The organism is Ignavibacteria bacterium (genome assembly GCA_041649015.1).
Lineage (GTDB): Bacteria > Bacteroidota > Ignavibacteria > Tepidaquicellales > Tepidaquicellaceae > CAIKZJ01.
Genome location: JBAZNU010000003.1, coordinates 415,835 through 442,273, shown reverse-complemented (window position 1 = coordinate 442,273; position 26,439 = coordinate 415,835). Strand labels below are relative to the sequence as shown.

The 26,439-nt window shown below is 36.7% G+C and carries 23 protein-coding genes; 11 read left to right on the top strand and 12 right to left on the bottom strand.

Features of this window, described 5'->3' with window-relative positions; translation table 11 throughout:
• From lysS to WC644_07595, 4 genes are all read left to right on the top strand, one after another.
• The gene (gene lysS / locus WC644_07610) at positions 1-1,569 is read left to right on the top strand and encodes a lysine--tRNA ligase (protein ID MFA5011810.1); all 1,569 of its coding nucleotides are present in this window, start codon (positions 1-3) and stop codon (positions 1,567-1,569) included.
• Between the two features lie 19 nt (positions 1,570-1,588).
• Positions 1,589-2,557: a cysteine synthase family protein gene (locus WC644_07605; GenBank protein MFA5011809.1), complete on the top strand. Its 969-nt coding sequence runs from the start codon at positions 1,589-1,591 to the stop codon at positions 2,555-2,557.
• Positions 2,558-2,601: 44 nt separating this feature from the next.
• Entirely contained in the window at positions 2,602-3,423 is an 822-nt protein-coding gene (locus WC644_07600; protein ID MFA5011808.1) for a phosphatase PAP2 family protein, read from the top strand.
• A gap of 78 nt (positions 3,424-3,501) precedes the next feature.
• The gene (locus tag WC644_07595) at positions 3,502-5,220 is read left to right on the top strand and encodes an exonuclease domain-containing protein (protein ID MFA5011807.1); all 1,719 of its coding nucleotides are present in this window, start codon (positions 3,502-3,504) and stop codon (positions 5,218-5,220) included.
• 141 nt (positions 5,221-5,361) lie between these two features.
• Here WC644_07595 and WC644_07590 read toward each other — a convergent pair whose 3' ends face one another.
• The 3 genes from WC644_07590 to WC644_07580 form a co-directional block, all read right to left on the bottom strand.
• Positions 5,362-6,240 (bottom strand): CHAD domain-containing protein, encoded by an 879-nt coding sequence (locus WC644_07590; protein MFA5011806.1) that lies wholly within the window; start codon positions 6,238-6,240, stop codon positions 5,362-5,364.
• Positions 6,241-6,415: 175 nt separating this feature from the next.
• Positions 6,416-8,509, bottom strand: coding sequence for a T9SS type A sorting domain-containing protein (locus tag WC644_07585; protein ID MFA5011805.1), 2,094 nt, complete (start codon positions 8,507-8,509; stop codon positions 6,416-6,418).
• 600 nt (positions 8,510-9,109) lie between these two features.
• Positions 9,110-9,841, bottom strand: coding sequence for a hypothetical protein (locus tag WC644_07580; GenBank protein MFA5011804.1), 732 nt, complete (start codon positions 9,839-9,841; stop codon positions 9,110-9,112).
• A 172-nt stretch (positions 9,842-10,013) separates the two neighbouring features.
• Between WC644_07580 and WC644_07575 the strand changes: the two genes are divergently transcribed.
• The 6 genes from WC644_07575 to lnt all read left to right on the top strand — a co-directional run bounded on the left by WC644_07575 (position 10,014) and on the right by lnt (position 15,657).
• Positions 10,014-10,727 (top strand): M15 family metallopeptidase, encoded by a 714-nt coding sequence (locus WC644_07575; protein MFA5011803.1) that lies wholly within the window; start codon positions 10,014-10,016, stop codon positions 10,725-10,727.
• 203 nt (positions 10,728-10,930) lie between these two features.
• Positions 10,931-11,374 carry a hypothetical protein gene (locus tag WC644_07570; protein MFA5011802.1) on the top strand — a complete coding sequence of 148 codons (444 nt, stop codon included), beginning with the start codon at positions 10,931-10,933 and terminating at the stop codon, positions 11,372-11,374.
• Positions 11,375-11,602: 228 nt separating this feature from the next.
• Positions 11,603-12,904 carry a DNA polymerase IV gene (locus tag WC644_07565; protein MFA5011801.1) on the top strand — a complete coding sequence of 434 codons (1,302 nt, stop codon included), beginning with the start codon at positions 11,603-11,605 and terminating at the stop codon, positions 12,902-12,904.
• A gap of 59 nt (positions 12,905-12,963) precedes the next feature.
• Complete coding sequence (gene ispF / locus WC644_07560) at positions 12,964-13,443, top strand: 2-C-methyl-D-erythritol 2,4-cyclodiphosphate synthase (GenBank protein ID MFA5011800.1); 480 nt, start codon at positions 12,964-12,966, stop codon at positions 13,441-13,443.
• The gene (locus WC644_07555; protein ID MFA5011799.1) at positions 13,407-14,000 is read left to right on the top strand and encodes a phosphatase PAP2 family protein; all 594 of its coding nucleotides are present in this window, start codon (positions 13,407-13,409) and stop codon (positions 13,998-14,000) included. Before ispF ends, WC644_07555 begins: the two co-directional genes overlap by 37 nt.
• Before the next feature lies 1 nt (position 14,001).
• Positions 14,002-15,657 carry an apolipoprotein N-acyltransferase gene (lnt, locus tag WC644_07550; protein ID MFA5011798.1) on the top strand — a complete coding sequence of 552 codons (1,656 nt, stop codon included), beginning with the start codon at positions 14,002-14,004 and terminating at the stop codon, positions 15,655-15,657.
• Between the two features lie 12 nt (positions 15,658-15,669).
• Here lnt and WC644_07545 read toward each other — a convergent pair whose 3' ends face one another.
• From WC644_07545 to WC644_07530, 4 genes are read right to left on the bottom strand one after another with little or no spacing between them, the layout of a single operon-like run.
• A complete protein-coding gene (locus tag WC644_07545) occupies positions 15,670-17,322 on the bottom strand; it encodes an HU family DNA-binding protein (GenBank protein MFA5011797.1) in 1,653 nt (550 codons plus the stop codon).
• Complete coding sequence (locus WC644_07540; GenBank protein ID MFA5011796.1) at positions 17,312-17,593, bottom strand: HU family DNA-binding protein; 282 nt, start codon at positions 17,591-17,593, stop codon at positions 17,312-17,314. Before WC644_07540 ends, WC644_07545 begins: the two co-directional genes overlap by 11 nt.
• A gap of 1 nt (position 17,594) precedes the next feature.
• On the bottom strand, positions 17,595-18,089 hold the full coding sequence (locus WC644_07535; protein MFA5011795.1) for a GAF domain-containing protein: 495 nt from the start codon (positions 18,087-18,089) through the stop codon (positions 17,595-17,597).
• Positions 18,086-19,729 (bottom strand): tetratricopeptide repeat protein, encoded by a 1,644-nt coding sequence (locus WC644_07530; protein ID MFA5011794.1) that lies wholly within the window; start codon positions 19,727-19,729, stop codon positions 18,086-18,088. Before WC644_07530 ends, WC644_07535 begins: the two co-directional genes overlap by 4 nt.
• A gap of 197 nt (positions 19,730-19,926) precedes the next feature.
• Here WC644_07530 and WC644_07525 point away from each other — a divergent pair, with 197 nt between their 5' ends.
• Positions 19,927-21,243: an MATE family efflux transporter gene (locus tag WC644_07525; protein ID MFA5011793.1), complete on the top strand. Its 1,317-nt coding sequence runs from the start codon at positions 19,927-19,929 to the stop codon at positions 21,241-21,243.
• Between the two features lie 31 nt (positions 21,244-21,274).
• Here WC644_07525 and WC644_07520 read toward each other — a convergent pair whose 3' ends face one another.
• From WC644_07520 to WC644_07500, 5 genes are all read right to left on the bottom strand, one after another.
• The gene (locus WC644_07520) at positions 21,275-22,228 is read right to left on the bottom strand and encodes an ROK family protein (GenBank protein ID MFA5011792.1); all 954 of its coding nucleotides are present in this window, start codon (positions 22,226-22,228) and stop codon (positions 21,275-21,277) included.
• Complete coding sequence (locus WC644_07515; protein ID MFA5011791.1) at positions 22,225-23,607, bottom strand: sugar MFS transporter; 1,383 nt, start codon at positions 23,605-23,607, stop codon at positions 22,225-22,227. Before WC644_07515 ends, WC644_07520 begins: the two co-directional genes overlap by 4 nt.
• 3 nt (positions 23,608-23,610) lie before the next feature.
• Positions 23,611-24,171, bottom strand: a complete 561-nt coding sequence (locus WC644_07510; protein ID MFA5011790.1) for a manganese efflux pump MntP family protein — start codon at positions 24,169-24,171, stop codon at positions 23,611-23,613.
• On the bottom strand, positions 24,172-24,654 hold the full coding sequence (locus WC644_07505) for a YdeI/OmpD-associated family protein (GenBank protein ID MFA5011789.1): 483 nt from the start codon (positions 24,652-24,654) through the stop codon (positions 24,172-24,174).
• Positions 24,655-24,724: 70 nt separating this feature from the next.
• On the bottom strand, positions 24,725-25,762 hold the full coding sequence (locus WC644_07500) for a deoxyhypusine synthase (GenBank protein ID MFA5011788.1): 1,038 nt from the start codon (positions 25,760-25,762) through the stop codon (positions 24,725-24,727).
• Positions 25,763-26,439 lie beyond the last annotated feature (677 nt).

The following is a 26,439-nucleotide window of genomic DNA, read 5'->3' as shown; positions in this document are numbered from 1 at the left end:
ATGACTGAACAAAACGAATTAGTAAAAAGAAGATTAGAAGAGCTTGAAGAAATCAAGAGACTTGGAGTAAACCCTTACCCGCACAGATATGACGTTACAGACAAGGCGGATGATATACTTAAGAATTTTACTGACCCCAAAGATGAGACTGAAGCAGAGCTCAGGAAGAAAAGCACCGTTTCAATAGCTGGAAGGATTTCTGCTATTAGAAGAATGGGAAAAGCAACGTTTTGTCACATTAAGGACGACACAAACCGGATACAAGTTTATATCAAGAAAGATGAAGTAGGTGAAGTAAGTTATGCGATAATGAAGATGCTTGATATCGGTGATATTATCGGAGTTAAAGGGTTTGTATTCAGAACGAAGACGGGGGAGGTATCGATACACAGCATATCTCTTGAACTTCTTACAAAATCAATTCTTCCTCTTCCAATCGTAAAGGAAGAAATCACTGAATCCGGTGAGAAAATAATCCATGATGCGTTTGCGGACGTTGAACTACGCTACAGACAGAGATACATTGACCTTATAGTTAATGAAAACGTAAAGGATACGTTTATTAAGAGGACAAAAGTAATCAAGTCCATTAGAGCAACACTCGAAAAGCACGGATTTTTTGAGGTAGAAACACCAACATTGCAAACAATCTACGGTGGAGCAAACGCGAGACCATTTATAACGCATCATAATGCACTTGACATTCCTTTATACCTGAGAATTTCAAATGAGTTATATTTAAAGAGACTGATAGTCGGGGGATTTAACAGGGTTTACGAATTCGTTAAAGACTTCAGAAATGAAGGAATAGACAGAACACATAACCCTGAGTTTACGCAAGTTGAATGGTATCAAGCATACGGTGATTATACAGACAGCATGAACATGTTTGAAGAAGTTGTTGAGTCAGCATGTATAGCTGTTCACGGTTCAACCAAATTTGAATATCAGGGAACTCAGATTGATGTTGCCCGTCCTTGGAAGAGACTTCAAATGACAGATGCAATAACGGAGAAAACCGGTATTGATGTTCTTTCGATGAAGAAAGATGAAATAATAATGTTCATGAAGAAGAATGACATAGACCTTGATCCAAAGCTTGCACACAGCAAAGGACTTGTTATAGCAGCATTATTTGAAGCACTCTGTGAGGAGGAATTAAAACAGCCAACATTTGTTATAAATCATCCGATTGATACAACGCCGCTTTGCAAACCGTTAAGGCAATATTCACTTGCAGAGTTAGAAGAAATGAAAGACGATCCCGAAAAGGTAATATACGTTGAGAGATTTGAACCGTACATTAACAAATGGGAAGTCGGGAATGCATACACCGAACTGAACGACCCAATACTTCAACGGAGACTTCTTGAAAGTCAGGTTGAAAGAGGAAGAGGGGGGGAAGAAGACACACATCCTTTTGATGAAGACTTTGTAAAAGCAATAGAAGTTGGAATGCCACCGACGACGGGTGTCGGGATGGGGGTTGACAGAATAGTAATGTTACTTACGAATTCTGTTAATATCAGAGACGTTCTGTTGTTTCCATTAATGAAACCGCTTGGGTAAATTTTATAAAGGCAGCAAAATGAAGTATAAGAATAATGTTTTAGAATTAGTCGGGAACACTCCACTAATAAAACTAAATAAACTCACAAAAGGAATTAAAGCCACAGTACTCGGGAAGATGGAATCATTAAATCCCGGGGGTAGTGTTAAAGACAGAATTGGAAAACTAATGGTTGAGAATGCCGAAAGAGAAGGCAAACTAAAACCCGGCGGGACGATAATAGAGGCAACGAGCGGTAACACTGGTATAGGACTTGTACTTGCTGCTGCTGTAAAGGGTTATAAATCTATTATAGTTGTAACAGATAAGGTGTCACAAGAAAAAAGAAATTATCTAAAAGCATTTGGAGCGGAAGTCGTAGTAGTGCCGAAGAATGTTGGACATGACCATCCTGAATATTACATGAATAAAGCTCAGAAAATAGCAGAAACAACACCAAACTCATTATACATAGCGCAGTACACTAACGAATCAAATCCTACAGCACATTATCTTACTACAGGTCCAGAAATCTGGGAAGCAACAGAGGGTAAAATAACCCATTTCGTTGCAGGTCTTGGAACAGGGGGAACAATTACCGGAACGGCAAGATACTTAAAAGAAAAAAATCCAAACATTAAAATAATAGCGGCAGATCCTATAGGTTCAATCGCGAAACTATACAAGGAGAAAGGAAAAACAGGAGAATGCCAACCTTATTTAGTCGAGGGTATTGGTCTCGACATGATACCTGAAATAATGGATTTTGAACTTATTGATAAAGTGATTGAAGTGAGCGATAAAGATTCTATTGATACATGTAAAGCGCTTACAAAAGAGGAAGGAATTTTCTGTGGTGCTTCAACGGGTACGTTAGTATATACAGCATTAAACATTGCAAAAAAGCTTGACGAAAAAGGAGTGGTGGTTTTTATCGTATGTGACACGGGTGAAAGATATCTATCGAAGTTTCATAATGACGACTGGTTAAAACAAAATAATATTTAATAAGATTGTTAATAGAATCAGGAACGGTTCAAAATTAGAACATCATGAGCAGGTTTATAATTTTTCTGATATTTTGTTCATTAAATTTAATCTATTCAGAAAGCCAATCACAAGGATTCAGGGATTTAGAAAAAGAAAAACTTAATACCGGAATTGATGTTAAGCTTTTCAGGAGCATTAATAATTCAAGAAACGGATTTTCAAACACAGTATTACCAATAACAGACAAATCAGTATTACCTCTCAGCATTGTACTGCCTTTTGGAATGGCGGGTGTTGCAAGATATAATACTAATTATTATGATGAGAACTCGGCGGTACTTATGATGGTCTCTGAACTAACTAGTTTAGGAGTAACAGCTGGATTAAAGTACATAGTAAAACGCGAAAGACCTTATGTATCTTTAAAAGACGTATATTTTAGAAAGGATAACTCCCCTACTGACAGGTATTCATTCCCATCGGGACACACAGCAACAGCTTTTTCTATAGCAACTTCATTAACACTAAGATATCCTGATAAACCAGCAGTAATTGCAGTATCCTATTTGTATGCTGCACTAATCGGATACGGAAGAATATATCTCGGAGTTCATTATCCGAGCGATGTATTGGGAGGGATGGTTATAGGCAGCGGCTCGGCAGCTCTTGTTTATGCTTTCCGAAAGGATATTATAGATTTTAAAAACAATTTATTCAACGAAAAGGGTCGTCCTGACAGCAATACCGGAAACATGTCCGCAGGAGCAATACTTGGACTCACAATATGTGCTGACGTGATAAATAATATAATAAACGATTTGATTAGCAGCAATGTTACAATATCTTCTAACGGAAACTCTTTTAATGCAGTTATTCAATTCTAAATTATTATCATCAAATGATAATAAATTACAGATTATTTTCCATAAATCACGCTTTTATAATTCCATGAATTATGAATAATGACAACAAAGGATAAGACTAAAAATTTGATTGAAGATACAACGTTTGTTGTATGCGATGTTGAGACCACAGGATTATCCTCAAAGTTCAACAGGATTACAGAGATTTCATTGATAAAAATAAGAAATGATGAAATCATAGACACATATACTACACTTATAAACCCGGGACAACACATTCCTTATGGCATTACACAACTTACCGGAATAACAAATGAAGATGTTTATGACAAGCCATCATTTGCCGAAGTGGCGAATAAAATAAGAAATTTCATAACGGATAATAACGGTTTAGAAACAGTATTCACTGGGCATAACGTAAGCTTTGATTACAAATTTGTTTCTGAATCATTTAAGAGACTTGATAAACCCTATTATCTGAACTTAAATACACTATGCACTTGTAAACTTTCAAGAAGGTTACTGCGCAATTTAGGCAGCAAGTCACTGGGAAATGTAGCAAAGCACCTTAACATAAGAATAAAAAACAAGCACAGGGCATACGACGACACACTTGCCACTGCAAAAATACTTATTCATTTTATCCAGTTATTGCAGGAGGAATACGATTATGAAACGATTGATGAGATAATAAAATTTCAAAACTCAAAGATATTCACCGAGGAGAAAAGACCGTTAGCTTTAAAGCGTGTTAATCTTTCACTGAAGGACATACCAAAGGATCCCGGGGTTTATTTAATGAGAAGTTCCTCTAATGAAATTATATACATCGGTAAAGCAAAAAGTTTAAAGGACAGGGTATCATCATATTTCAGACATAATGACAATCATTCATACAAGATAAGAAAACTTCTTACCAGCGTAAGGAAAGTAGAGTTCGAGATAACCGATTCAGAATTATCTGCTTTGATACTTGAATCAAAGATGATAAAGAAATATAAACCGAGATTTAATACCGCTATCAAGAGGTTCAGGTTTCATCCTTTTTTGAAGTTTGATGTACAAAATGAATTTCCTAAACTTGATAATGTTTATGAAATAGAGAACGATAATGCATACTATTACGGTCCTTTTATGAGCAAAGGAACGGCAAGATATATACATAAAGAAATTTATGACCGGTATAAGCTGAGAAAATGCGAGGACAAAACGATAAGGGCAAAGAAGACGAACTCTAACTGTATGTATTTTGATATCGGCAAATGTGAGGCACCATGCAATATGACGATACCAATGTCAAAATACAGGGATGAAGTAAATAAAGTACACAGGTTTATTATCAGCGAAGGAAGTAATTCAATTACAGGTTTTCTAAGAGAGCAAATGAGCAAGAATGCAGAAAACGAGAACTTTGAGAAGGCTGCATTATACAGAGACAGGCTTGCTGATATAGTTAAAGTAATGAGCTATCAGAAAGTAATTACTTCGGCTATTAACAATAAGAAGATAATAATAAAATGTGACAATGAGGACAAAAGAGAATTGTTTTTTATTCAGAACGGAAAACTTGCAAGAACGATAACACTCAATCGTGACGATGATTTTGACCAGAGACCTGTAACAGAAGAATTATCTGAAGTTATAGAGACCCTATACTTTTCATTGAATAAATTCGTCAAACATAAATTCTCGCAAATAGAGCTTGACGAGATAAAGGTTATTTCGAACTGGTTAGCATTGAATAGAGATAAAAATACGTTTCTCGAATTGAATGATGGACAAACGATTGAAGGACTGATTAAATTTTGTTTAAGATAGAATTTTTATAAAGATAAAGATGACGTAAAACAGTAATTTATGACCAATCCAAGACCACGTGTTTACAAACCGAAACGCAAAGTAACTGAGTACCGATATGGAAAATACTTTTTAATTGAATGATTATTAGTATTGCAGATATTAGATTATAATAAAGCCCTTTGAATCTTTTTCGGAATCTATTTCCGTTACTAATGCTTTAAAGTTTAAGTAATCCTGATTTCTTTTGTTATTCATATGTTGTATAAATACATCCATAATACTGTCAATTTCTTCTGATGGTTTAATCTGATACTGTTTAGCAATATTTATAAACTCTCCAACTTTTTCAATAAGCATATCATAATCATGAATTTCGCCAGCTAAGGCAACCATAGTTTTAATCTTAATTCCAACGTCAGAAAGCTGTAAATCCAGTGATTCATTTAGAAAGTCAAGAGTATATCGGAGAGGTTTGGCACGCAGCCTCATTTTATGGAGTTGATTTTTGTTTTCGAGACCCGATAAAACATCATTTTTATAAATCATCATTTTATCATAAAGGAAACAAACCTGAATACCAAGAAATCTGCTGATCTTTTCACGGCTGATTTCTCCAACAGATTCGAACATTTTGTTTCTAATGAAATCCTCAAGCGATGATTTACTTAACAAGAAATCAACAAGCTTTTTATCTACAAATATTCGTCTTCTTTGTTCAACGGATTGTGTTTTAAGATTATTCAAGAATTTTACAATCAGGATATTATCTGCAGTAATTTTCAGGTATTCAACAGTAATCTGAATACAGACATCTGTTTCCCGTGAAGGACTGAAGAGTCTGATGAACTGCTTTATTTTACGTAAATATACTTTGTACTCTTTACTACCTGACAATTCTCCGAGCGTAATAAACAACGATTCCAACTTCCGGGATTCTGTTCGTATATCGTGAAGATAATTTTCATCTGGTTTTTTCAGAAACTTATCTACGTTACGAATAACATTCAGCGTTCTTTTAAGAAAAATATCTTTTACCATTTATAATGTGATTTTGTCGATAATATAGAATGTTATAAATGTAAAAATAGATTAAATACAACTTAATCAAAATATAATAAATAATACAAGAATAAGCAGCAACATTAAAAAAAGAAGCCCGGGACGTAGGAGGTTGTCCCGAGCTTAGAAAAGGAGAAAGCTATGAAAAACACTTTTATTTAATCAACACCATTCTCTTAGTTTGAATGTTGTTTCCTGCTATTATTTTATAGAAGTAAACACCAGATGAAACTTTACTGCCGTTATCATCGACGCCTTCCCAGGTCGCTGAGTATTTACCTGCATCAAATTTCTTATTAACGAGAGTCATAATTTCTTTACCCGTTATATCATAAATCTTAAGAATGACTTGTCCAGCCTGAGGTAATGAGAAGTTAATCTTTGTTGTTGGATTGAAAGGATTCGGATAGTTCTGACTTAAATCGAACTTGACGGGGATTTCCGAACCAATTTGATTTACTCCAACAATTAGACTTTTAGATACCTGAAGTACCTGAATTGCATAGAATGGGTTATGCATCCCGCGACTACCGTCATAACTAATCATTTGGTAGTTGAAGAACGCTTTTCTTACATTAAGATTCATAGAGTCTCTAGCAATTAACTGCCAAGAAACAGAATCAACACCTGCCGGAGGCAACGCGATTCTTAAGTTTTTAACACACCCATCAAACTCTATTTGCCATGGTTCAATAAAACCATTGCCGTCAAAATCTTCAGGTGCAATGAAATCATCAAAACTTGTAACGCCCGGATGACAGCCTAAGCAACCTTTTACGTGGTCGTAGTTTGTTGGTTCATAATGCATAGACATTGAATGACCACCGACTTTATCTCTTGTAACTGTACCAGTATCCGTTGTTGGTGCCATATGACAACCAGCACATGTACCGGGAATATTTTTATGAGCACCTGAAATATACGGGAATCCAAAATTACTTGCATTTTGCCCCATAAGAACATCACCCTGAGTTGAATGGTGAGGTCCCCAAGTACTAGTGAAAGAACCTTTTACAGTAACATAAGTTTTACTATTTCTTCTTGACTGGTGACAAGCAATACAAGTTTTACCTTCACCAGCATTTGAATAATTATAACCATTTGCCAGTGTATCTGATGGGTAATTTCTTAAAGCAAAATCATTAGAATTGCCGTGAGGATCATGACATGTAGGACATCCGATTGACGTCATATCTCCTTTAACGAGAGCAGGATTCGTAAAGTAATTTGGTCCGCCAACAGTTTTATATGTATAATCGATATGATTTCTACCGTCATGACACATATTACAGTCACTTCCTCTATTGTTTCTTTGGTTATCCGCGACATTTCTACCTTCGAAAACTGGGTCTGAGTGTAAAGAATTTTCCCACTGAGCAACCTGAGGGTATCTCCATGGATTATCGTGACATGAAGAACAGGCTTTAGAGTCAAAATTGACAGCAATCTTCGTAGTATCCCCACCGAACGTGTGTTCACTACCTGCACCGTGACAGCTTTCACAGCCAATTCCTGCGTAAGCAACAAGTGAAGGATATTTGGTTTTTAGAGAATCCCAGTTACCTGGTTTCGGAGGTGAATAAGCAGACCAACTCCAGCCTAAAGTTCTTGCTCTATCGTCAAAACCGCCATTAAGTGCGAATTTTCTGTTGTCATATCCGGTTGTATGGCATCTAAAACAAGAAGTACCAAAACCTGCTGAACCTGAATCTAAATTATATTTCATCGTAGTTCCATGAGCACTAACCTTCCATCTGTTGAATAATCCTTGTAGGTTAACAGAGTGGCAAGACATACAATTTGGGTATAATGCAGGGACACCATCAAAACCACCAACACCTACAAAATCACCAGATGTAACTTGCAATGTTGAGTCTTTTGAACCTGTTGATGTTGTGATGGAAACATTAACAACGTAAACTCCTTTAACATCAGCAAAAAACTTATACCAACCCAAGGAAGGTATTGATGTTAATGCTGCGGATGAACCCGCAGGTTTTGAATTAAATGTCCAGTTGCTTGTCTGAACGGCTGCGGTATCACCTACGTTCATAACTGACAAATAGACATAAGTTTGATTTGGTACAGTGCTAAGACCTGTTGTAATACACGAATCCGAGCGAAGGACAGTGCTCGTCGACCACAAGTAAGGAGTAACACTTTGAACCATAATTTTGGGTTTTGGAGCAGCAAACATAACACTTGCTGTCAAAACCAAAACCATCAAAACTGTAAGCAATTTTTTCATAAAATTATAAAATTTATTTCTTTAATATTGTAAAATTTTTAATCATTTAATATATATAACTTCAATTCTTGTGCCAAAGATTAAGTAATTGATAAAACAATGATTATTTAATAGTTCTCTATTATTTGTGTGTAGATTTTACACAAACGGTGATTAAATGTGGATATATTACACTGTTATTATTGATATTATTTCAGAGAAAAATTTCATTAATATACTGTTTTTACAATTAATTATTAGCTATATATCATGAAATGACTTTTCATTTTTATGGATCTTCGTGAGAAGAAATCCAGAATTCTCTTAATCCACAGTTTTTATCCGTTATATCAAAATCAGAGGAATTTGACATTATAATAATATATTTATATATCGCAAGCATATCGCAGGTATATCGCAGACATATCGCAGGCATACATAAAAAATGAAGCTTTGATGTCCCTGTGTTATTTGTTTGTTAATTTTTGTGGCCAAAAAACGCTTAATTCCCGATATCCAAAAACAGCACAATGTTAATGGATGGAATAGTATGGAATATAGGATTTAGGACGAGAAGAAGAAATAAAAATCCCGGATAATTTGCAGCCGGGATTTCAAGAATTAGTTAGACGGCATAGAAAAAATTGTTTCGTCAAAAGTAGGATTTATTTCAATATTTTCTATTGTAATATTTTGGGACCCCATCGGTGAATTTTTGACCTTAGTATTCATTGCATAAGCCATCATTACGCTGCCAATTTTTCTGTAGTCAAAAAAAACAGTTTCGGAATCCATTTCGGATCCATTAACGGTAACTTTTTTCTGAACTTTTACGACGAGGTTGGATTCAGTACTGATGTAGTAAGTAACTTTTTTGCCATCTGCTCCAGTATATAGAATTTTATAAGCGTCAACATTCTCCACTTTTTCCTTCCCCAACATTTCGATTGATGCACCGTCATTTTTATATGTCGTCAGTCTGCCGAAAATGATTCCTCTATCCTTTATACCTTTCGCTTCATCACCCTCAACAACCTCTGGTGTGCTTGAACCTGAAAGAGGGTTTAGTGACCAAGCTTTGATTCCGTCAAACGCCTGTTTTATCGAAAAACCTTCGATAGACATTTCGAAGTAAGTCTTATCGGGAGCGAGATTGTAGGTAGTATACGGAATATCGATTCCCATAACTTTTGCAAAGCCGTTAACTTTTAATGATTTCACATTCTGAATATTTTCGGTACCTCCGAGGGCTTCAATGTGCTTGTTTACTATTTCTTCAGCTGATTGAGCTGAAATGTTAGAACTGATAATAATTGCGGCAAATATTGCCAGCAGATATTTAATATACTTCATAGTATAATTTGTTTTCAAATTTTGGATATTCCATTAACAAGAAATTATGAATAAAATAGCTTTTTCAATTTAAAAGTAATGTGCAAAAATGACGTGATTTGATATATCACGAACTTTTTAATGATTAAGTTTTTATATATATTATTAGTTTAATATTTAAGCAGAAAACAATATGATGAAGATGAAATCTATGTTACTTTTGGCAGCATTAAATCTTTGTTTTATTCTCTTCGGATGCACGAACGAAAGTAAAACTGAAAAGTTAAATCCTTACAATCTTGACATTACACAGAGTAAGGAAGAATATGACAGAGAAGTCAAACAAAATCCAGATTGGAAGCTTGAAGACCTCGGAAAGATAGGAGGCATTTATCTTGACATACGATATGCAACGGTTAATAATTTTACAGGGAAAGTAATTTATTTATCACCGAGAGCATTTGCGAGGAGGCCTGTCTTTGATGCCTTACAGAAGGTACAGGATTCGCTTTCACATTTTATGATAGGCCTTAAGATTTATGATGCATACAGACCGTACGCCGCATCGCTCAAATTTTTTGAAGTATATCCAGACACGAATTTCGTGGCAAATCCCAGAAAAGGTTCGCGTCATAACCGCGGCTGTGCAGTGGACCTGACATTGGTTGAACTGAGCACGGGAAAAGAGCTACCGATGCCAACCGAATATGATAATTTCACGGAAAAAGCACATCCAGATTACAGTGATTTGCCTGACACTGTACTTACTAACAGGAAATTGCTTTTTGGAATTATGGAACATTTCGGGTTTAGCTATTACCCGACAGAATGGTGGCACTTTGATTACAAAGGATGGGAGAAATACAAGTTGCTGGATTTAAGCTTTGAAGAATTGGGAAGAAGATAAATTTAATTGCATCACGAGAATGGAAAAGTTACGGCTGTATGCTTTTAAACAGTTCAGGACAAGGGGGCGAAACAAGAATCAATTCAGGAATAATGCGGGAACAAAGACATATCAAACAGGTATAAAATGCAACAAGAATTAAACCTAAATTGCAATACTGATTGTCTAAGAATTGAAGTAAAGCAACAGTAAAGGAGACAAAAATGAGAAAGAAATTAATACTACTTGGAATTTTGATTTCTGCGGTTTTCATCAACGGATGCGAACAGTTTATCTATAACTCATCATACAACGTCTCTGTTTACAATAACAACAACGATATGTACATGACGGAATTATATTTCCGTACGTACGATTATGGAAACCACGGATGGAGCCGGAATCAGGTATACTACGACCTCGAACCGTTCGAGTCATTCAATATGATTCTGGATGCGGGCACTTATGATTTCGAGATAGTTCTTGAAGACGACGAATACATATACACGATTCATGAAGAGTATGTGGATATCTATAACGACATGGTGCTTGATGTATGCTATGACTGCTATCTTAAAGGAAGCCTTAATAAGGTGGTGAAAAAGGAGAAGAAAGAAAGCGGGAAGGAAAGGCGCACGGAAAGAACCAGCGTACATCAGCTTCAATAAGCATTTTCAGGACACAAAATATAAAACTTCTTTCGACTGAACATTAGAGGTTTCACGGGAATTTACAGCTGTGAAACCTTAATAATAGGTCGTTTTTTCCGCTAATTACGAATAACCTGCAAAGGATTAATTTTAGCAACTCCCAGCAATTATTTTCTGATGACTTGATATTTACAAATATACCATATATATTTATGCCATAGAATATTAACCTTTAATATATATCATATGGATAAGATTAGTTCATCATTCTTCATACCGCGCAGCGAGCAGGGCTACGACGCGATGTACAAGAGGATAAGGCTGATGCCGCTTTACTCTTTTCCTCATTACAGAGACTTAAACCCGCATCTTGGACTATGCAAACCGAAGATTTTCCTTCATATTGACTTTGATGCATTTTACGCACAAGTAGAGCAGAGGGACAATCCAAACCTTAGAGGAAAGCCTGTTTCAGTCGGAAGCACAACCGGCATGAAAGGAATTGTGATGACGGCATCTTACGAGGCGAGGACATTCGGAATTGATACAGGCATGAGCCTTTGGGAGGCAAAGAAAATTTGTCCGAAGCTTATTTCACTTCCCTGTTACGGTCCAAAGTATGAAGTAATCATACAGAATCTTATGAGAGGATTGCGGACGTTTGTTCCGCCGGAATTCACGGAGCAGTATAGTGTTGACGAGTATTTTGTTGATGTTTCTGACTTTGTGAAGAACTTTAAGGAGGCGAAGGAATTTGCACAGCGTATAAAGGATAAAATACTCGAGATGGAAGACCTCACATGCAGCGTAGGGGTTTCATACAATAAGTCATACGCAAAGATGGCAACAAAATTTAAAAAACCTGACGGACTGACTGTAATAACGCCTGATGACAGAGAGAAGAAAATCTATCCACTTCCCGTCAGAAGGCTATGGGGAGTCGGGGCAAGAATAGGAAGACGCATGAGCCTTATGAACATATTCACCATAGGAGATCTTGTAAACTCATCGGAGGGCGTGCTTCGCAAGGAATTCGGAGTTAACGGAATAGTTTTCAGACGGCTTGCACGCGGAGAGGACTCATCGGAAATCTTCAGGAGGTCAACGCATGAGAAGTCACTAAACCACCATCACACGCTTACCAACAACATTTACAATATCGATGAGGTAAAGAATGAAGTCAGACGTGTTGCAGAGTACCTTTGCAGGAAAATGCGCAACAAGAAACTTGTTGCGGGATATTTATACTTTGTATTAAGATACGGGAACTTGAGGTATGCGTCCGGAGACATGCATCTTCCATCGCACACAAACGACGACCGGATAGTATATGAATCGGCACTTGAAATTCTGAAAAACTTTCCTCAGCCGAATGAGAATCTGCCTGCAAGAATGTTCGGCATGACGGTTTTTGACCTTCACGAGGATACAAACTCCTGTAACCTTGAATTATTCACAAGACGCACTCACATCCCGTTTTATCATCTTGACAAGCTTAAACAGAAATACGGCGAGGGCGTGATAAGGATTGGTTTGAATGCGGGATAATCAGGATTATTACTGCAAATTTGATTGTTTTAAAACAATAAAAGTTCTAATTTGAATTTATGTCAGACTATAATTTCAGAATAGGATACGGTTACGACGTACACAAGCTCGCAACCGGAAGGAAGCTAATATTAGGCGGAGTGGAAATACCACACATTACAGGGCTTGAGGGACACTCGGATGCCGATGTTTTGCTACATTCACTATGCGACGCACTGCTTGGCGCTGCAGGACATAAAGACATCGGACATCAGTTCCCGAACACTGACCCTGCTTTCAAGGATATTTCCAGTCTTGTTTTACTGAAGCAAGTTTACGATCTTATTTCGAGAGACGGTTGGAAAATAAGCAACACTGACTCGATGATTTTGCTTGAGGAACCTAAGATTTCAAAGTACATCCCAGACATGGCAGCAAAGATTTCAGCAATAATAAACTGCAAGAATGTTTCGATAAAGGCAACCACTTCGGAAGAAGTTGGGTTTATCGGAGAAAAGAAGGGGTGTTCCGCAACGACAGTAACGATAATACACAAGTAATGATTGATTTCCTTTACAGAATAGACGTCAGTATATTTTACTTTATAAACAAGACGATTGCGAATCCAGCAACGGATTTTCTGATGCCGTTTATTACAGAATTGAACCACTGGAAAATATTTTATGCTATCATGTTTCTTTACCTTTTGATAGGTGCGGGGAAACGCGGTAGGATAGTGGCGATAGTACTTATACTGCTTGTAGCAACAAGCGATCAGATCAGCAGTAATCTCATAAAAAATGCAGTGGAAAGAATACGTCCCTGCAATGTACTGCCGGATGTCAGATTGCTCGTGGGATGCACGCAATCCTTTTCGTTCCCGTCTTCACATGCAGTAAACAACTTTGCGGGAGCGGTGGTTCTCTCACATTTCTACCCAAGGTTTTCAATTTCATTTTACATCGGTGCATTCCTAATGGCTATCTCGCGAGTGTTTGTCGGGGTTCACTACCCATCCGACGTTTTCATCGGTATGATAATAGGTGTTTCAATAGGAATGTTCTTTGTGTTCCTCTGGGACTCGTTTAACAAAAAGTATAAAATTCTAAAGAACTGATTTGAAGATTAAAAGAACCTTACTCTATATAATCACAGGTCTAAGTCTTGCGTTAGCATTTCCACCCATCAACATTTACACGCTTTACTTCATAGGGATTGCATTACTTATTTACACGGTTCACAATTCAGGGAATTTTAAACAAGTATTTTTAAGGTCATACTTTACGTTCCTGTCGTTCGAAATGGTGACAGTTTCATGGATAAGTTTAAGCGGACTTAGGGAAGGAGCAGATAAGTTTCTGATTGCCGGCGGGTTTATAACAATAGTGATTCACAGTGCACTGCTGACTTTGCCGTTGGTTCTTTATTATTATACACAGAAAAGACTTGCAGCATACTTAAAATCTGCGGTTGTATTTACTTTACCGTTTATTTGGGTTACAATAGAATATCTTTACGCACTGCCCGAAGTAAGTTTTCCCTGGGTAACGGCAGGAAATGCATTTACTACGGCATTACATAAAATTCAATTCATAGAAATAACGGGGGTTTACGGAATATCTTTCTGGGTGCTGAATATCGGATGTCTGCTTTATCTGATAATTGAAAAAGCTTCTGTGAGCAAAGAGTCATTGCCAGTATTTTTAAAAAGAAAAGAAGTAATTTACATATCATTAATTATTATTGTTTTGTTTTTCCTTCCTGATATTTACAGTATTACAGCAAAATCATACAACAAGCATAACGGAAATTATTCAGAGGGAAAGTTAAGAATAAGCATTGTTCAGCCAAATGTAAATCCCTGGAAAAAATGGGGTTCAAAACAAAACGAGCTTGTGAACGACTATGTTGAACTGCTTAGAGTAACCGATAGTGCATCGGTAAAATCAGACCTTATAATATTTCCTGAAACAGCAACTCCTTTTTATCTTCTTAATGATTACTACACGGATAAATATGATTTGATAAAGAATACGATCGACAGCATAAAGACACCTCTTCTAATAGGTACACCTGACCTTGTATACTACAACGACAGCATAATAGCAAAACCGGATTCGAAAATAAATAAAACATCGGGTCAGAAATACGATTCTTTTAATTCAGCAGTGCTTATAAATCCTTATGAAGAAAGAGTATCTCATCAGAAATACGCGAAGAACAAGCTTGTCATAGCGAGTGAGAGAATGCCTTATCAGGAAAAGATTCCTTTTTTCAGGGATATAATAAGATGGTCTGTTGGTATTAGTTCGTTTCAAGTTGGCCGAGATACCACAATATTTAAACTTGGAGATAAGGCAGAGTTCAACACAGCAATCTGTTACGAAACGATATATCCTGAATATTTTGCTTCATTCGTGGAAAAGGGTTCACAATTTTCGGTAATTATAACGAATGACGGATGGTGGGGAAAATTATTCGGAACTCATCAGCATAAACAATTTGCTGTTTTAAGAGCAATTGAAAACAGGAGATGGATAGCAAGATGCGGAAACACAGGAATCTCATGTTTTCTTGATTCATACGGAAATATTTACGATGAGACCGAAATAAATCAGAAAGCTATAATAAGCGGAGATATTGGATTGAGTAGAGATATCACCTTTTACACAAGAAATCCTTATTTATTCCCTGACATACTTTTGATTATAACGGTACTGATATTTATAGCTGCGATAACTGAAAGGATTTTAAAAAGAAAAGTACAGCAATGAAAACGATACAGCTTATTTAACTGAATTCAACACGGATTTGTTTTCAAGGTTGTACTGATTAGCTATTTCTAGTGATTCAAAAGGACCAACAAGCACCCTGTACTGAATAACATTATCAAGCGTCATAAAAGCTTCAATCCGGCACGAGACGAGGTTAGATTTTAGTTTTGCTTCTTTATCTGAAGCTTCTCCAATATTATCGCATACATTATTTTCTATGTAGACAAAGGGGTCAATTTTACGAAAGATATTTCCGTTGGCATTCTCAATCAACACACTTTCCCCTTTTACATGCTCATCATCTGCAAAGTGATTTTTTAGCGAATCGGAATTATGCAACTTCAAATTTTCAATAATACCCGTGCTTGCCAAATTTTCAAAAAGTGTTTTATACAAGAAAAAGCTTATTCCTGCGGCACACGCAATGAAAAAAGTATAGATTAAAACTTTCATGAAAACACTAAGCGGTTTTTTCTTTTCTTTTGGAGTAACCGATTTAACACCATACTGAGGCTCTTTGCTAACGAAAACTTCGTTGAAAGATTTTGGTTCCTTATTATCACTTGTATCCAAAGGCTGAATAATATTTTCATTCTGAAGATTATCCAGAGCATCAGTGAGAGTTGCGGGTTCATTAGAAGAAATAACATCCTGTTGTTGTTCGGATTTTTTCAAAAGAACATCATCTTTTTGCTCGGAAGGTTGGTCTGATAGGAGTTTCTGAAATATGCGTAACTCTACATTACTTGTTTCAGGAATCAGATGTTTATTAATATCTTCACTGCTCTCTTCGGGTTTATCTAAAGATTCAGGAGTTTTATCATCATCCTTTCCAGTTTCCTTATCTTCGGCGGTTTCTAACGGGATGATAATATCATCTTCTGTTACCTTTGGTTCCGATTCTTCACTTGACGGAATTATTATATCGTCATCTGAAAGTTCTGATTCCGGAGATGTTTCTTCTTCTTTAACGTCTGAAGAAGTTTCTGACAATTCTAATTCTTTCAGAAGTTCGTCTCTTTTAAAAATAAGATCTGTAATTTCATTATCGATATCCTCAGTACTAAAATCATCCTTTAGGTCATGTAAAAACCTTCTTTGTTTATGAGGGAGTTCAAAAGCAGATTCGGTGTCAGCCTTTTCTTCATCAATAGAATCTGCGAATATTGTTGCGTCTTCGGAAATAATTTCAGTGCTCCCATTAAAGGTTTTTGCTACCGAGTTATCTTCGTTAACATTCGAGTCCGAGACAGAAATTATGTCGGGAGGGGTTTCCTCGGTAACCTGAGTATCAAGCTCTTCATCAAAAATAAATCGGAGATAATCCTCGTCATCCTCATCAGACATACATTCACGTATTGTCAGGATTTCATTGCTCTTTAAGTTTCTTGCTTTTGTAATCTGGGGTTGAAGATTGTTAAAATTGTCATTAACAGATTCAGCAAACTGCCTGACCGGGGAAAAAGATATGTATCTTTGTTTAATTCCCTCTTTCGTTTTACTAATTACCTTAAACTTTCCAAACTCGGGGATATTTATGTTTTTTCCTTTTCTAAGTGCATCGGACATTGATACGAAAATATTGTCAACGAAAGATGCTACTTCCGCCTCCCCTACTTCAAATTTGTTTACAATATTTCTTACGAGCTCCGGTTTAATCATCATTCTTCATTCTGTTGATTAAACTATCAGACGGATTATAAATAATTTTATCTTTCGGCGGCAATAGTATTTCAGCACGTCCTCCTTCATCGACTCGTGTCTGCATTTTTCTGTGTACAATTGAAAAATCACCGAGTTCTGAAATCGAAATATGTTTTTCCTCTTTAATAATCCTTCGTACCTCATCAAATAAAAAACGGAAAATGTTCTCGGAAAGCTCTTTACTGAAAGAGCTTTTTATTCTCGATTTATTTAACAGCGTTTGAGCGTTCACTTTAAAATATTCGCGATATTATTAAAGAAAGTTCATTTAGATATTTTCTGTCAACATCGTCAAACGAAGAATAGACGGCACTATCAACATCCAGTACACCTACAATCTTATCATTTCTAAAAACCGGTACTACAATCTCGGATTTTGAAGAACTGTCACAGAATATGTGTCCGGGAAATTTGTTCACATCATTAACTACTAATGTTTCTCCGTTTTTGAAAGCAGTTCCGCATACACCTTTCCCAATTTCAATTCTTGTACAAGCAATTCTGCCCTGAAAGGGACCGAGGACAAGATTATTCCTTTCCGCATCGTAGAAATAGAATCCTACCCAAAGGTAATAATCAAAACTGTACTTTAGTAACGAAACAACGTTGGATAGATTAGCGATAAGATTATTTTCATCTTTCAGCAGAGCTTCCACCTGACTCAGGACTTCAGAATATCTTTCCTGTTTAGAAAGCTTAGTAATTTTATCAAAGTTAACTTCTATCATTCAAGTTTTGTAGTTACTTGTTTTGCCTCTTCTTCATTTATAAACGCACCAGCACGCACTCTGTAATAAATACCTTTCTCTTTTAAATCCGTCTCAACGATTGCACCTTTTATATTTTGTCCGGTCAGAAGCTTCAGCCTCTCTTCAGCTTTTGACTTTTCTCTGAACGAACCTATCTGGACATAATAACCATCGGGTTCGCTGAACAATACAAAGGACTGTTTACTTCCGATGAATCCAAGATTTCTAGATTCAAGAACCGGCGGATTCTGAGTTTCCTTGTTATCTTCTTTTTTTTCCTGTTTAATCTCTTCTTTCGGTTCCTCTTCTACTTCTTTCTTTGGTTCATCATTTACTTCATGTTTCGGTTCTTCCTGGTTTGTAAGTGTGGTAACAGGCTGAGTTTCATAAGTGTTTTGCAGCTTCAAGACCGTCAACAAAATAATTGCAACAATAAGGACAAAGACTGATGTAAAAAACAACGGTGAAGTAAAGAGACTCTTTTTCTCCGACGTAGTTTTACGTGAAGTAGGAACATACGGAGCGGGTTTTTTTACCTCATTAAAATCGGGTAAGTTTATAGTTTCAGAAGTTTTAATTTCTGAATCAGAAATTATTTCGTCATGAAGACTCTTGACATCATCACTAATAACCGGTTTTATCTCTGCCTGATTTTGTTCTTCGATTGATTGGGAATCGTCAGTTTGTTCCTGATTTCTGAATATTGATTTAAAGTTAAATTCCGGAACGACCATTTCTTCATCTGCACGTTTAGTATCTGAAGAGGAGTCTTCTGTATACTTTTTAGTATCATCAAACTTCGATATCAAGTTTTCTATTTCATCCAGGTTCTTATCCTCTTCTCCCGAAAAGCTTTTTTCATTTGTTTCATCGGATTCATCATTATATTGCTCTTCATTATGAAATCCGTCTGTTACATCTTCCTGAGTTTCAAAAAGTATTTCTTTTAGTTCGGGGTATTCATTGCAAATATCCTTTTCATAATCAGGGTTAAGCTTTACGGAAGCAAGGAAATTCTCTTTTGCGTTTTCAAGGTCGTTGAAGATTTCATAATAAATGCTTGCTCGGTTATAATAAGTTTTTGGATTGTGGGGATTCAGATTTATGGACTCCGAATAATCCGAAATTGCGTCCTCGAAATTCTGAAGACATACATTTATGTTTGCACGGTTGTTATAAGCTTCGGGAAAGTTACTCCTGAACTCGATTGCTTTTGTAGCATGAATATATGCATCCTCAAAGTTGTCAACTCTTCTATAACAAACTGCAAGATTGTTATGAACTTCGGGAACGGTATCATTTATATTAATTGCTTTTACAAAGTCATCAACCGCAGAGCCCCATTCCTGTTTTCTCATATAATTCCTGCCGCGCCTTTTGTATAGGCTCAACAAGTAATTATCATCATCATGAGAATCCGATAACCTCTGAATAATAACCGACAAGTCATCAATAGCAGAATCAAAGTCACCTGTGGCATAATAGCAGACAGATCGGATTTCATACAGCTTTATGTTATCTGGAAACTGTTCAATAAGTGCATTGCAATCTGATATAGCTGAACCATAGTTTTTATTCTCAATATCAGCAATTATTCGGTCTAATATGTTATTATTCAATCCTCTACGTTTTTCCTTTAATTTGAAAAAAATACCTATTACAAACATAAAGTAAAAGATAGTTTTTAACGATAATATTGACCTTGAGTGAGTATAAAGATTACTAAAAGAACGGGTATTGTGCATATAAAATAAAACAAATGTTGTTTTTGAATTATTATAAAAGGTAATAATTCCTATCTTGATACTCCTTAAATATGTCAGACAGAAAACTAATACTCAATTTAGCTATACCCGCTGTAATGCAGACAATAGTAAGGTCTTTGTTTGTCATTGTTGATGCATTCTGGGTTGGCAAGCTTGGCAAGCTTCCACTTGCAGCTCTTACAACGGCAACTTTTTTAATCTGGGGTTTCCTTGCATTCGGCGAGATGATCGCTACGGGGACAAATTCTCTAATAGCACAATCGACAGGTGCAAAGAATACTGAACTTGAAAAAAAGATATCCACGTATAATCTTGTTAATACGTTTTTCTTTACTGTGATGTTAAGTTTGTGTTTGATACCGGTTCTGCCTTACTTTAACACACTTATGAATATTGGAGAAGAACAGTCCGCTCTCAGCAATGAATACCTGATAACCCTACTGATAGGTTTTCCAGGGATAACACTTCTTTCAACAACAACTGCTATATTCAGGGGAACAGGTGATACGAAAACTCCGATGTATCTTCTTGTATTTGCCGTTAGCATGAATTTCTTTCTTGCACCGTTATTTATATTTGGATTTGGATTTATTAAAGCAATGAATATGACGGGCGCAGCTATGTCAACCATCGCTGCTTATTCACTTGCTTTCTTTGCAGGATACTATATATTGAAAAAGAGAGATCTGATTTGTTCTGTCAGAAAATATAGATTTGACAAGGACATTATATTTGAAACATTCAGAATAGGCTTGCCCATTGCGATAAACGGAGTCGGTTTCTCTCTTATATATGTTTTTGTGTCACGGTTTGTTTCCGATTTCGGCACGACAGCATTCGCAGCACTTGGAATCGGCCACAGGTCTGAATCTCTTGCATATCAGATTACTGTCGGTTTTTCTCTCGCAAGCTCTATACTCGTCGGTCAGAACATTGGTGCAAGAAATCCCGACAGAGCTGAAAAATTAGCATTCAAGATTCTCGGATACGCTTCAATTGTCATGGCAGTTTACGGCATACTGCTATTTTTATTCAGCAAAGAGGTGGCAATGTTTTTCATAAATGATGCAGACGTGATAAATGTTTCTTCCGTTTACAATAAAATTGCAGCTTCAGTGCTGATATTTTCCGCTGCAGAAGTTGTTCTCAGTGGTGCCTTCTCGGGTGCTGGTGACTCGCTGCCGCCTGCAATTGTAGGGTTGCCGATGAATGCACTTAGAATACCGTTCGCTTATTTATTCGGAATGCTATGGGGTTTAAACGGAATATGGATTGCAATATGTTCAACCGTTGTACTTAAGGGTGTGATTATTACAATTTGGTTTAAACTCGGGAAATGGAAATCAAGAGAACTGAGACTTAAGTGAATTTATAGGTGTCATTCCTTCTTACAGCAACTTAACTTACTTCATTCCAGCAGAGTGCTGCTGCACCGAGTATGGCAGCTGTGTTTTCCTGAAGACCTGACGGCAGTACTTTTACAGTCCCCTTAAAATTATTGAGCATGTTTTCTTCCATGTGACGTACGGTGGGTTCAAATATATATGAACCCGAATTTGCCAGTCCGCCGAAAAGAAAGATTGCTTCAGGACTTGAAAATGCTACGGCATTTGCGAGTGCTTTACCAAGTATTGCCCCTGTGTACTCGAACGAATCGAGTGCAAGTTTATCCCCTGCAACCGCAGCTTCATGTATTAACTTTGATGTAATTTCATCTTCCCTGTGTTTTCTTAAAGAAGAATCAATCCCGCTTCCTGAAAGTTTTTCAATTACCGTTCTTACTATTCCCGTTGCTGATGCATAAGTTTCAAGACAGCCGTGCCTTGTGCACCCGCAAAGACGATCGTTTTCTAAAACTATAGTATGTCCCAGTTCGCCAGCAAATCCTGTTGAACCGTAAAGCAGCTTTCCTCCGCAGAAAATACCGCTACCAAGTCCTGTGCCGAGCGTAATAACGATAAAATCATTCATACCCTTTGCGTTTCCGAATACCTTCTCACCGATTGCTGCCGCGTTTGCATCGTTTGTTAAATATGCTTTCAACCCCGTCTTTTCTGTCATCATATGCGCAAACTCAATCTTTCCCTTCCATCGCAGATTCGGTGCGTTTTCGACCGTACCTTTGTAGTAATTGCCGTTCGGTGCACCGATACCGTATCCGACAATCTTTAATAGATTATGTTCTCTGTTTGTCCTTTTAATTTCCGAAATCAACGCATTAAGATAATCATCAAACTTTTCATATTCGTCTGTTCTAATGGAACCCTTTGCAATAATTTTTCCTTCCTTATCAACAAATCCAAAAGGTGAGTTAGTACCGCCTACATCTATTCCGACAACTGTATTTATCATATTGTTTCTCCATTAAATTTCTTTTTATACCCGAACAAACCGTAGAATATCAGATAAGTGTATGCAATCAGCGGAACTATGAGCGAGTTCTGAACTCCGAGTATATCGGCTAGCAGTCCCTGTAAAAGCGGCAGTATTGCACCTCCTACGATACACATGACAAGCAGAGATGAACCCTGCGACGTGTATTTATCAAGCCCATCGATTGCAAGCGTAAATATGTTTGACCACATGATTGAATTAAAAAGTCCAATGGCAAGCACAGACCACAAAGCTATCATTCCCGAAGTAAGAAGACCCGCCCCAAGCAGAACTATTGCAGATAGACTGAAGATTGCGAGAGTTCTTGCTGGCATAGACTTTCCGAGGATGAATATAAAATAATTAGCAACAAGAAATATCAGATAATACCAAACATTCTCGAAATCTGTTTTAGTAATCGTAAATATAATAACAAACAGAACAATTCCGACGAGAAACATCAAAGGATATTTCTTGGATGCTTTCATTTCGCTTAAAGATATTGATCCGAGGAATCTGCCTATCATTGCCCCACCCCAGTAAAAAGCCACATACTTGCTGCCCGTTTCTTCGCTGAAACCAGCAATGTTTTCAAGGCTCATAAAAGCTATTAAATTGCTACCTATAGAAACCTCCGCACCAACGTAGAAAAAGATTGCAAACATACCCCAGAAAAGATTCGAATGCTTCAGAGCAACGGGCTTGCGCTCTATCTTGTCGTGACCAGTAAATGGCGGTAAATGAGCAAACTGTATGAAAACTGCAAGTACAAGAAAAAGACCACCGAAAATAATGTACGGAGTTTTTACTGAGTTCGCTCCCGGATTTGCTTCAGTAAGAAAATAATTAAATATAAGAAATCCGCCTATTACGGGTCCTATGGTCGTGCCGAAAGAATTAAATCCCTGAGCGAGATTCAGACGGCTCGAAGCAGTTTCCGGCTTGCCGAGCATTGCCACATAAGGGTTTGCGGCAATCTGCAGAAGGGTAAGTCCAAATCCTATGCAAGCAAGAGCCGCAAGGAAGAAACCAAAAAGGTGATACTGTGCTGACGGATAGAAAAGAAAACAGCCAATTGCAGAAAGCAGCAGCCCTATAATAATACCGTTTTTATATCCAATTTTCGCAATAGGGTCGCCTATGATAAGCGAGAGAATAAAATACAAAAGCGAAACTATAAAGTATGCACCGAAAAATGCAAACTGTACAAGATTTGCCTCAAAGTGTGATAATTCAAAAACGCCTCTTAGAAACGGAATAAGAATATCGTTCACGCTTGTGATAAATCCCCACATGAAGAAAAGCATTGTCAGAGTTGCGAGTGACGATGTATAACTTTCCTGTTTTTGTCCTTTCATAAATTATGGATAGAATAAATGTTCAATTAATATTTTAGAACCGATTATAATCAGAATTATACCGCCAAATATTTCCATAATACTGCCAAGCCTCATCCCAAGCCTGCTTCCGACCCATACGCCTCCCGCACACATAACAGCAGTAATAATTCCAATGGTAGCACTTGCAAACCATATATTAACATTCAAAAGCGCAAAAGTAAAACCTACAACGAGTGCATCAATGCTTGTTGCAAGACTAAGAATAATAAGGTTCTTCCCTTTCGAAGGATTATCTTTTTTTGCCTCTGCTTTTTTAAAACTTCCATGAATCATCTTTATACCTATATAAGCCAACAGTAAGAATGCAACCCAATGGTCAATTGATTCTATATAACGCTGAACGGACGTTCCAAGAAACCATCCGATAACAGGCATAAGAAACTGAAAAAGTCCAAAGTGAAAAGAGAGCCTTATTGCAGAGCGCGAATTGTTCATTACAGAAAGCGTACCAGCTCCAACTGAAACAGCAAATGCATCCATTGCAAGCCCGATTGCTATAAGCACTATTTCAAAAAACGACATTTACTTTTTCTTCTTCGCTTTACTCTCTATATGTTCTTCAATTGCTGCAAGAACTTTCTCTATTCTTCTTAACTTTGTTTCCGGTTTCTTTGCATCATTAATGTAGTTCACGTATTCTTTCTTGTGAGAGTATGACATCGCATCAAACCCATTATTAAGTCTTTTATTCCTTCTGAATACTTTTGCCAGTTCATCGGGAACCTCAACTGTTCTTTCTTCAGTATCTTTTTCAAGAACTACATTCACAACATCGCCGAAAGTCTTATATATAGCTTTACGAATATCTTTTAATACTAAAAGCGGGTACCCTTCCTTCACTCCCATAGGTGCAAGCGAACCGCGGTAAGGTACACCGTCAAAAGTCGCTTTGATTTTAACCCGTCCAGTTCCAAACTCCTTTTTTACGTCATACGGAAATATAACGTAACCCGCATCCATATTGCCATGTTGAATAATTTTTCCTTTAAACCTATACTTCTTCATTATGCTTACGCTAATTTAGATTCAACAAAAATGTATACTTACTTTCAATCGTGTGCTTCAAATATTGCTCTTAAAATTTTACGGATTTATTTGGAAACATTTTATTAAATTCTCTCTTCTTCCTGTTCTTCCAGTTTCCCTTGTGATAAGCATAACCAACAATAAGAGGCATTGCTATGGTTGCTTCAGCATAAACCATCTGTTCATAAGTCATATCAACCTTACCCCATGAACTAGCTTCTTTAAGCGTTGAACCCGATAGAGCACCGTCTCGCTCATCAGCAACGGTAATCTGAATCGCATATTTATGCATAGGAACCTCTTTTTCAAGAACGTCCGCAGCAACTACAACATCCTGCGTAAAATTCTTTGGTACACCTCCGCCAACCATAAACAGTCCTGTCTCGAAAGCATCAAGTTTAATTTTAGTTAACTCAAGAAAATCTTTTGCAGAATCGAGCGAAACATGAGAATCCGGATTGTGCCACTGATGATGAACAATCCCAAACCCAGCCGAACAGTCCGAAAATGCAGGTACGAATATCGGGACGTTATTCTCATAAGCCGCAAGTACTACCGAATCCTTGTTCTTACCGTGTTTAGCTAGGTACTCACCCATATGCCAGATAAATTCACGGGATGAATAAGGTCTGTGTTCAAGAGCATCGCAAATCTTTCCAATGGTGAAATCACATTCCCTGAGTTCTTCTTCATCAATGTATGTATCGTATATTCTGTCAATCATTAGGTCACGCAGTTCGTTATCATCAACAAATTGTGTACCAATGTAATGCTTAAAACCGAGACCTTCGAAGAAATCCTGGTCAACCATAATTGCACCGGTTGAAACAATTGCGTCAACCATATTATTTCTCACCATGTCCACTACAACATTCTTCAAACCAGCCGAAAAAAGAGAACCCGCAAGACATAGAATCACTGAACAGTTCTTATCTTCAAGCATCATATCGTAATAATGTGAAGCACGGTAGAGATTGCGTGCCTGAAACGCCATATTCTTATACGACTCAACAAGCGGAACAATGTTATGCTTCTTTATATCAATATGTTCAATCTTTTCTCTTAAAAAATCTTTCTTTTCTGCCATAATATTTTTATAGTTTAATTAATAATTTTCAAAATTGATTATAAATTTATTCATTTTATACGAAAGTTTAAACAGGAAACAGTTTGGCTAAATAGTTGTTTGTTAATAAACTAATCTTAAATTTTTTATTCCTCGATGTTCTTCTGGAAAAATTTCAGTTCTTATGGTAACTCAACATCCAGGAATGATGTAATATAATTCGTTTTAATAGGTTCATCTTGCATTCAAATTTGATCAGTAATCGGCTTGTAAAAAAATTGTTATTTTTCACTGACGTATTTGCCATAATGTGACAAGTCTGTTTTCTAAGAAATAGTAATATGGGCTTTACCTGCGTGAGAGTTTGTAAACAAAGAAAACAACAATTACTGAAATAAGAATAAAAAATACTGTTTCTGAATTAAAACTCAAAGAAAAGAGAAACAGTATTACAGCCGTTAGAATTATATAAATCGATCTCATAGCAAATTGTCCGGTACTTTATATATCATAAAATAAAAATGTGATTTAAATAATAAATACGACTAATCTATTATTATCCCTGCCCCAGCCTCTAAATTGAATAGATATATAATGTAATTTAAAAAATGCACAGAATCAATAAAATAATAATTCCGAAATACCCGGGAATCCGTGCTTTTTTAAATGATGCTATTCCTTTGTAAAAAATAAGACGG